4 protein-coding genes and 2 pseudogenes are annotated in these 9,917 nt (G+C 28.2%); 1 reads left to right on the forward strand and 5 read right to left on the reverse strand.

What is annotated here, in order from left to right; all coding sequences use genetic code 11:
• Nucleotides 1–42: 42 nt before the first annotated feature.
• From C4Q29_RS01665 to C4Q29_RS01675, 3 genes are all read right to left on the reverse strand, one after another.
• On the reverse strand, nt 43–4,371 hold the full coding sequence (locus C4Q29_RS01665) for a SpaA isopeptide-forming pilin-related protein (protein ID WP_103981090.1): 4,329 nt from the start codon (nt 4,369–4,371) through the stop codon (nt 43–45).
• Nucleotides 4,372–4,552: 181 nt separating this feature from the next.
• Nucleotides 4,553–5,683 carry a G5 domain-containing protein gene (locus C4Q29_RS01670; RefSeq protein WP_103981091.1) on the reverse strand — a complete coding sequence of 377 codons (1,131 nt, stop codon included), beginning with the start codon at nt 5,681–5,683 and terminating at the stop codon, nt 4,553–4,555.
• A 75-nt stretch (nt 5,684–5,758) separates the two neighbouring features.
• Complete coding sequence (locus C4Q29_RS01675; RefSeq protein ID WP_103981092.1) at nt 5,759–6,472, reverse strand: G5 domain-containing protein; 714 nt, start codon at nt 6,470–6,472, stop codon at nt 5,759–5,761.
• 442 nt (nt 6,473–6,914) lie between these two features.
• Between C4Q29_RS01675 and C4Q29_RS01685 the strand changes: the two genes are divergently transcribed.
• Nucleotides 6,915–8,744: an ATP-dependent helicase gene (locus tag C4Q29_RS01685; protein WP_103981094.1), complete on the forward strand. Its 1,830-nt coding sequence runs from the start codon at nt 6,915–6,917 to the stop codon at nt 8,742–8,744.
• A gap of 125 nt (nt 8,745–8,869) precedes the next feature.
• Here the strand turns inward: C4Q29_RS01685 and C4Q29_RS01690 are convergent.
• Nucleotides 8,870–9,670, reverse strand: a pseudogene (locus C4Q29_RS01690) (IS3 family transposase); the annotation flags it as partial.
• A 21-nt stretch (nt 9,671–9,691) separates the two neighbouring features.
• Nucleotides 9,692–9,917, reverse strand: a pseudogene (locus C4Q29_RS06360) (hypothetical protein); the annotation flags it as partial.

A 9,917-nucleotide genomic window follows, 5' to 3' on the forward strand; every position in this document is an offset into this window, starting at 1 on the left:
CTTTTGTTTAATTTATTTAATATATATGATATTGATATTAGATTAAATACTTTTTACCTCACCCTTATTCTCTAACACTAAAAATATCATGGTGGCTAAAGTTAACATACTTGCATAAACTCTTATACCAAAATCTCCAGTCTTAGGATTTTCTACAGGTTTCTTATTTACCTTAACTGTTTGGTTTTTGTCGTTTATATCTTTATGGTCGATTAATAGATTCCCTTCCATATCATACAATTCTTCAAAGACTACAAGTTCACTTCCACCTAGTTTACTTGTATCAATTTCAAATTCAACATCAATTGATCCATTCTTACTTTCTGGTGTGAATGTTACTTCTTTTCTTTCAGTAATAGCTTTGCCATTAGCTTTTCTTACTACATAAGCTACTAACTTGTATTCTCTTCCTGGAATTAAATCTTCATATTTGAAGGTATCTATTAATTTATGAACCTTACCTTCATAAACTCCTTTTGAATCATCTTCCCATTTAGCATAGGTTTTACCCTTAGGATCTGTAATTTTTACTGTTTGCCCTTCATCTTCTATATCATGGTGAATTGCAATCTGTCTACCTTCCCTATAAAGTGTTTCAAAGACTACTATTTCTTTTCCTCTTAAAAGACTTGCATCTACTTCAAATACTAAACCTACTTCACCATCTCTTTCTTCTGGAGTGAATCTCAAGCTTGATTTTATCATCTTTCCATCTTTATCTAAGACTTCTTTATTTGTTTCCTTATCCATTAAATGACCTACTAGTTCATATTCTTTACCTATGATAAGTCCTTTGTATTTAACAATGTCTACTATTTCAATCTTTTTACTTGGATTAATTTCTTTTTCACCAGTCTTATTGTCTTTTGCAGTTGTTTCAATTTCTGGTATTCTTTCATTTTCTGTTGTAGCTTTAACTACTTCTTCATGGTCTTTATCAGTCAAATCAAATTCATGTTTTTTACCATCTAGTAAATATCCTTTTGGTGATTCAATTTCAACTAAGTAATATTTACCTCTCGCAAGATCTTTAACTTCAAATCTACCATCTTTATCAGTTACATATTCACCAACGGTTGTTTCACCTTTAGCTTCATCTACTGCAACTAACCTATATTTTGCTCCAGCTACAGGAATTTGATCTTCACCAATTGTTCCCATTTCAACCTTTAAGATTGATAAGCCGACTTTCTTAAGTTTGTTTTCAATCTTTGTACTTACCTTGTTATTGTCTTTACTTTGTGTACTTGAAAAATCAAATGATACATCATTATTTCTTTCATCTAAAATATAGTTATCATCTACATTTAATTCTCTTACATAGAATTTTCCATCTATTGTAATATTCTTAAATGAACCCTTAACTACTCTTGATACACTTTCTTCATTTTCTTTAATATCATTTACATTTACAGTCATCTTTTGAATTAATGTGTCTTTCTTAATTGTTACACCATTTTCTGTGTAATCTTCTTTTAAGAATAAACCAAATTTAGCTTTTGGATTAAATGTAAAATGTTTACTACCTTCAAATTCTTTTACAACTTCAAATTCAACTTCGTTTCTTTCGTTGAACTTTCTTTCTGTTTTTGAATCTACTTTAACCTGTGATTCTTGTGGTGTAAATTCTATTTCATATTCTTTTTGATCTAATACATATTTTGAATTTAATTCTACTTCTTTAAGTATATATTTACCTAAAGCAATATCACCGGTCACAACTTTGTCTTTTCCATTTGTAATAATTTCTTTAACCACATCACCCTTTGAATGAAGTTTTGTTTGCCCATCAAATGATATAATATCTTCATTTGCAATTAAGTGCCATTTTGTATTTGCTAAGTAATCTTCTTCAAATACTAAGTTTGTTAGACCATTTTCTGCTGTAGTTCCTTTTAAGATATTTGCTTTCTTTTCAAGTACTAGTTCACCTTTTTGAGGTGTATTATTTACTTGTTGAATTGAAATTTTTGTATTGTCATCTTTGATTTCAATCTTTAGATCTTCGCCATTTGGATCTAAGAAATATCCTTTTGGTGCTTTTATTTCTCTAATATAGTATGTGCCATTTTTTACCCTATTTGGTAATTGAACCATACCTTTTTCATTTGTTACAAACTCTGTTAAAGTTTGTGTTTCTGGATAATGAATATCTTGGTGAATTTCTTCTTTATTTTCATCTAGTAATTTGAATGTTACACCCTTTTGTAAGATTTCTTTTCCAGTTTCTTCGTCAATTTTAACGATTTGTAAGTATTTTAGATTTTGGTAATTTTCAAGATTATATTGATATTCCTTAAAATCTCCTTCAATATCTACATAAAAATCTTCTACATTAATTAATCCCGGTGCCTTTGTTACTTGGCTTACTCTATATCTACCTTGTTCTAAATATTTACTTGTTGCCCTACCAAATGAATCTGTTGTAAATGAATCAACTTTTTCATTTTTTGAATTAAATACATCAAATGTAATATTAGCTTCTGGTCTTCTCTTTCCTGATTGAGTAGCTTCTTCTTCACCTTTTTCTCCATCAGCATGTTTTGTTAATGAGATTCTTCCATATTCTGCTAATTCATTTGTATAAACACTTGGATTATCTTTCTTTTCTAAGTTAACTTCTCTTTCAACTACCTTATCAAATGTCCTATATTTTTCTCCATTTGCATTTATTCTATTTAAGGTATTTAGATCTTCAATTTTTTCATTTAATAAATCTAATAAGGCTTTAGCATTTGTTTTAGTTTGAACTACATTTTCTGTATATTCATTTCCTGAATTGTCTTCCCTGCCTTCTACTCTTACAGCTACTGGATTTAAGCTATATCCTTTTGAAGGTGTTTTTTCTACAATGTCATAAATACCTAATTCTAATTCATCTACTAAAACTTTACCATCTTTATCAGTTTCAACTGTTTTTACTACATCACCTGCTTTTAGATCTTTATCTACACTTTCAACCACGATTACATCATAAATAGCTTTTTCTAAAGAACCTTCCAGGTGAGCTACCTTATTTACAAGATCTTCTTTTTGTAAAGTAAATCTCATCTTTTGACTTTCATTAGTTTGAGTTGGTGCATTAAATGTTAATACAGATGCTCCACCTTCTTCTTTTAATTGTCTAATGTGTAGGGTATCATCTAGGACATATCCATTAGGTGACTTGGTTTCTTGGATAGTATATGTTCCTATATATCCTGCTGTTCTACCATTTTCATCTTTTGGTATTTCATCTCCACCAATTTTATATAAATCATTTAATGCTAAAACTCCTGCAACTCCGTTTGGTGCTGTGGCTGTTTTTAATGTCCATGTGTACTTAGGTGTTAATCCTGTTACATCACTTACTAATTCTTCATAATATTTTACTTCAAATTCAGCGTCATTAAGACCTTCACCCTTTGTATCTGTCTTTTTAAGCATTAATGATAGAGGGTCTGTTTTTGGTTTATCCTTTACTGTAAATGTTTGACCTTCTCCACTTAATTCTACCTTGTATATACCATCTTTATTTGCTCCACCAAAATCATCTAGTAAATATCCTTTTGGTGCTTTTTGTTCTCTTACATAGTAGGTTCCTTCTTCTAATTCTAAGGTATTTGTATCTCCATTTGAATCACTTGTAAATGTTCCTACTCTATTTGAATCTTTTGTTGCATCTAATTCACTAGTATATATTCCGTATTCTGCTCCAGCTAATGAATAGTTTGGGTTATCTTTCACATAATCCGGATTTGTTGATTCTTTTTTAAGTGATAACTTACTTTCTGTTTCTTTTTCAAAGTCCCAACCTATCATTCTTTGAAGTATGCTATTTTTAGCTGGGTGATACTCGTAAACCTTAGCCCCTTTAAACACGGATGCATTAGGGTTTTTATTATAGGCTGATAAAAACGATTCATATCTTTCTTGGTAATTTGAATGTAAATTAATTTGACCAAGTAGTGTCCAAACTATAGCTTGGATTGCATCGTTACTATAGTTGTTGTTTTCTGCATAAGCTATAAAAGGTGCTATTTTTGAGTTTTTAGTAAATTCTCCAACTATTTTGTACTCTCTAGAAACTCCAACACTAGCTTCTATACAAATGTATTTCTTACCATCGTTTCCTTCATGTATAGTATAAAATCTTCTACTTCCTACAGCTGTCCCCTCTTTAGAATTAGGGTCTGGGTAAGCATTTGGTCTTATCTGATTCACAGGTATTTTTAACGTTCCAAGAACTTCCCCTCTATCCTTATTTGTTATCCTTACAAGATTACTTGCTGCATGTGCATCAGAAGGAATCCCTAAACTAATTCCACCCAAGACCATTATAAATGCCAAAAACGCACTTATAAGTCTTCTAAATTTAATTTTTTTCTCCATTTATTTCTCCTCTTTAATTTATATTTTTTCCTTTCTATTCTATTTTTAAATATCAAGTTAGCCATACTCGATATTTTTTAGTTTTCTAAGTTTTTTAATCATTTTCGCTCCTTTTTTTGCAATAAAAAAAGAGATAGATTTATCTATCTATCTCTTGCTTATGTTCATGGTAAACTTTAGTTTATTGCCATGCCCATTTTTCTTCTTGAACTACTACATTTTCTGTTTTTGTTTCGTATCCTAATATCTCATTTGTTTTTATTTTTTCTGATTCTGCTGTACCCCAATTACCTAAAATACCATTATTTATAAAGTAATCTTCTGCTTCACCTGCTGAATAAAAATATTTCTTTTCACCAGTTAAGTCATTATGAACAAACCATCTTTCTTTACCAATTATTCTATATACTGGTTTTGATTTATCTTCAACTTCCCTTATTTTAACCTTTTTATCTTGAATCTTTACATAAGTTTCTATTATTTCATCTTGTGATTTTATGGTCTTTGTATCACTTATATTTCTACTTACTTCTTTTCCGTCTTCAAGAGTTATTTTATATGTGTTTATTGTTTTACCATTTACACCCTTTTGTTTTACCCTTGTTTTAGCATTTGGTATATTGTGTTTTCTTATTGTTTTATATGGGATTGTTGTTTCTTTATCCTCATACTTATAACTTACTTCCTTATTTTGTTTTGCTTTGTTGTTATTATTTGTATCTGATTTCTTTTCTTCTTTAGTTTCAGTTTTTTTATTTGAGCTAGTATCTTTATGCTTATCAGTACTTGATTCTTTCTTTTCTATTTCTTTTATTTCTTCTTTTGCTTTTGTTTTCACATTTTTATCAAGCTTTGATGAGCTTTCAACTCTTTTTGATACTTTTTTATTTACTATGTTTTTTAAACTATTTTTATCAAGTTTTTCCTTTTTACTTACACTTAATAAAATATTTTCTTTAGCCTTTTCTATTTCTTTTTCTTGGTCTTCTTTACTTAAGCCTTGATTTTCTATTTTTTTGATTTCTTCTTCGATTTCTTTATTTATTTCTTTTTCAAGTTCTTTCGATACTTCTAAATTCGTTTCTTTTACAGTTTCTTTTTTAGTTTCTTTTGCACTTTCAATCGTAACTTTTCCTCTATCTTTATTATCATTTTTTAATGCTAAGCTAATTGCTCCAGCTGATAAAGATATAGCTAAAAGTCCTATCAATGAATATTTAACTATCTTTTTGTTGTCTGTAGAAAAAGCCTTTGCTTTATTTTCTTTTCTTTCTTCGTTAACTTTATTTTGATCTATTTTTTTTCTTGCCATTTTATTACTCCTATATTTTATTTATGGATTGAAAATATAAAATTATAGAAGATCATGGTCTAGATTTTTTCTACACTATTCCCAAACTTCTTTGCCTTTTTCCACTATTTCTTCTTTAATAATTGTCTCATAACCTACTATAACTTTATCCTCAGTCTTTATAATATTAACTTCAAGTCCATCATTCTCATACTCTGCCTGTTTAGCTTTAGCTTGATCAAGACTTGTAAACTCACCTAAACCTTCTCCATCTTCTGATGCTAATTTATAGACTGTCTTAGTTTCATATATAGGTCTATCCTTATCTTCAACTTCAATTTTTTCTACAACAGGTTCTTTGTAATCAATTAGAGTCTCTATTATCTTATCTTGTCCTTTTTGAGTCTTTTCATCGACAAGTTTTCTTGATACTTCTACTCCATCTTCGTAGGTTATTTCATATGTCTTTTTAATTATAGTATTTATTCCTTCTTGTCTAATCCTAGTCTTCGCATCATTTATATTGTGCTTTCTTATTATTTTAAAAGGAACTTCTTGACTTTCAGTTATTCTCTTTGTACTTATATTTTTTTCTTTTTTAGTTTCAGTTTCCCTTTGCTTTGTTTCTTTCACAGTTTCTTCTTGAGTTTCTTCTTTAACCAAACTAATTTCATCTTGAGTTTCTTCATCTATGACAATACGTTTATTTTTGTCTTGTCTTTCAGCATTAATATAAGAAAAAACATTAACTAAAACACTTGATATAATCAAGAGAAAAATACTAATTTTAATCAAAATATTTCTTTTCATGATACACCTCTATTCTTATCCATATTTTACATGAATTTTATAGATAATGTAAACTTTCTTGATATTTATTTATAGTAGTTTTATATTTATCCTCTACGCTCACTAAATAAAAATGTTTAAATTCTGATATGACATATATATTAATAGTTTTATTATTCAAAGATAATCTATAATTTGATCCAACTTTTAAATGAATACCATTTCCATCAGAATGAAAGTATTTAGGGATTCTATTATCAAATTTATTCTTTCTCAATTAACCACCACGCATTCTTATGCCTGAGACTATACCCTTGATATAGCCAAATTATTTATTATTTTGTTGTTCTTATTTATATTCAGTATAGCAAAAAATAAAAATATAAAACTGTCAACATTATTAAGATATATTAATATTTGCAAATTAATACAAGTATTTATAGTATTTATATAAGGAGTTAAAATGAAATTTTCAAAAGAACAAGAGAAAGCGATAAATCATAAAGATGGCCCCTGTCTAGTTTTAGCTGTACCTGGATCAGGTAAAACTACAGTCCTTTTAGCTAGAATTAACAAGTTAGTAAAATCAGGTGTTAATCCATCTAAGATACTTGCTATGACTTTTTCCAAGTCGCAAGCTCTAGATATGCAGGCAAGATACGAAAAAATTTATAAGGATAAATCAGTTAAGTTTTCTACAATCCATTCATTTTCCTATGGTCTAGTAAGGTCTTTTTCTAATAACGCAAGTAAAATTGAACTAATTGAAGCTTCAAAGACATACAATAAATATCATATTGTAGGTCAAATATTTTATAAAATAAAAAAAAGAAAAATTAGTGATGAAGAATTAGATGAATTTTTCAGGGTTTCTGGCTATATCAAAAACACCCTTATGGATTATGAGTCCTATAAAAAGAAATATGGGCAAGTTTTTTTCAACTTTGAAAAAGTATATATGACTTATGAAAGTTTTAAAAAGAAAAACCACCTTATTGACTTTGATGATATGTTACTTGAAGCCTTATCTATTCTTCAAAATAATAAGTCCGCTCTTAATTTTATACAAAACAAGTTTGACTACATACAAATAGATGAAGGCCAAGATACCTCATTCGTACAACTAAAAATCATTTCTTTAATAGCTGGAAAGAAAAATAATCTTTTTATAGTAGCTGATGATGACCAATCCATATATGGTTTTAGAGGTGCATCCTCCGAGCTTTTATTAGACTTTCCTAAGGTATATCCAGATGCCAAAATTTACTATATGGAAGATAATTTTAGGTCTAAAGAAAATATTACAAGTGTTGCAAACAAATTAATTAATAACAATAAAAAAAGGTATAAAAAATCTATAAGAACTACAAAAGATGAAGGTCCCAAAGTTGATATAAAAAAACATAAAAACACAAGCAATCAAATTGATCATGTTATAAAACACGTCCTAGAAGATATAAAAAATGGTGAAAGTGTAGCAATATTATATAGAAATAATATATCATCTATAAATTTAATAAATAAATTAAATCAAAATATAGACTTCTATATCAAAGATAGTAAATACGCCTTTTACATGCATACAATAATCAAAGATTTAATAAATATAATCAATTTTTCTAAAGATACCTATGATATAGATACTTTTGAAAAAATATATTATAAGCTCAACTTATATATTAAAAGAGACTTCGTAAATCAAGTTAAAATGATGCCTGCAAAGCAAGATGTAATAGAAAACTTAAAAGAAGTAGATGGTATGAATAACTTTTTCTTAAATAATGTCTACGACTTAGGATATTATATGGACAAATTATCAGACTTAAACTTTGATAAAGCTATTAAATATATTCTTTTTAATATGGATTACTATGAGTATTTAAAAGAATTTTCTAAGGCAAAGGCTGCTTCAATGGTAAGTTACGATAGAATAATTGATACCCTTTTAAATATTAGTGAAGGGGTAAAAAGTATTGTTGAATTTGAAAATAAGGTTAATAAGCTAATAAAAAAACAAAAGTCAAAATCTATAACAAATAGTCCACTAACCCTATCGACTATCCATGGTTCAAAGGGATTAGAATTTGATAATGTTTATCTAATTGACCTTGTAGAAAATGAGTTTCCTTCTTCATACGCAAAAGCAAACGATGAGGATGATAAACAACTAGAGGAAGAAAGAAGATTATTTTACGTTGGACTTACTAGAGCAAAAAATAAACTAAGTCTTCATTACCCTGAAAGCCTATATTTAAATAAAGTTGATAAGTCTTCATTTATAAATGAGATATGATTAAAACAAAAGAGTTGTTTGGAATTTTGAGGTGACCCCAAAAAGTTGGACTTTATACCAGAGACATTTAGAAGTATTTGTCTCTGGTTTTTTGTCCTTAATATTTCCCTTAAGAGAAATCGCAGCTAAGCTGCATTTAATTTTCTATATTCAACTGGACTTAAATATCCAAGTTTTTCCTTTATTCTATTTTCATTGTAATATTTTATATACTCTTCAATTGTTTTTTTAAGCTCATTAAATGACTTAAATGTTCTACCATAGTAAATTTCTTGTTTTAATATCCCAAAGAAATTCTCCATAGGAGAATTGTCTAAACAATTTCCTTTTCTTGACATACTCTGTAAAATTCCATTATTTTCTAATTTCTTAGTATATTTTTTTAATTGGTATGCCCATCCTTGATCTGAATGGAATATTCTTCTAAACTTGCAATCTGAAGTTTTTAAAATTGCTTCTTCAAGAGGTATTGTTATTGCATCTAATGTAGGTGAACTTGTTATTGAATAGCTAATTATTTCTCCATTAAACATATCTAAGAAAGGATTTAAGTAAAGCTTTTTAACTTGCATATTTCCTGATTTATCAGCTTCATAGTATTTGAATTCACTGGTATCTGTAGTAATTTTCTGATGGACTATAGAAGTATTAAATCTTCTTTTTAGCCTGTTTGGTGCTACTTTACCTACTCTTCCTTTGTATGAGTAGTATTTTCTAGATTTACGTGCAAAATTTGTTACCTGAAGTTTAAGTTTTTGTACCAGTCTTTGAACTTTTTTCTTGTTTATTAAAATTCCGAGTCTCTTAAGCATTGCATGTATTCTTCTGTATCCATAGTTTGGATGATTTTTTCTTATTTCTTTGATTTTATTTTCAAAGTCTAAATCTTTATCTTTCCTATCAAATCTTTTTTGCCAATACATGTATGTTGATTTTGGAAAAGCAAATTATTTAAGTAAATCTTTTAGTGGATACTTTTCTCTTAATGAGTGAATTATTCGAGCCATTCTCTCATTTTCTGATCTTCCTCGTCCTCTAATTCCATCTTTTTTTAGGAAATCTATCTGCATTTGTGCCCAGTAAAGCTTATCTTTAAGTTCAGCAATTTCGTCTATCTCTTCCTTGGAATATTCTTTCTTTATTTGTTCTTTTTCTTTATTTTTATCTTTAGCC

This window comes from Helcococcus massiliensis (genome assembly GCF_900258485.1).
GTDB lineage: Bacteria > Bacillota > Clostridia > Tissierellales > Peptoniphilaceae > Helcococcus > Helcococcus massiliensis.

What these genes read in the sequence shown, in the direction of transcription:
- C4Q29_RS01665 (WP_103981090.1), bottom strand. Translation starts at nt 4,371, where the DNA reads ATGGAGAAAAAAATTAAATTTAGAAGACTTATAAGTGCGTTTTTGGCA.
- C4Q29_RS01670 (WP_103981091.1), bottom strand. Translation starts at nt 5,683, where the DNA reads ATGGCAAGAAAAAAAATAGATCAAAATAAAGTTAACGAAGAAAGAAAA.
- C4Q29_RS01675 (WP_103981092.1), bottom strand. Translation starts at nt 6,472, where the DNA reads ATGAAAAGAAATATTTTGATTAAAATTAGTATTTTTCTCTTGATTATA.
- C4Q29_RS01685 (WP_103981094.1), top strand. Translation starts at nt 6,915, where the DNA reads ATGAAATTTTCAAAAGAACAAGAGAAAGCGATAAATCATAAAGATGGC.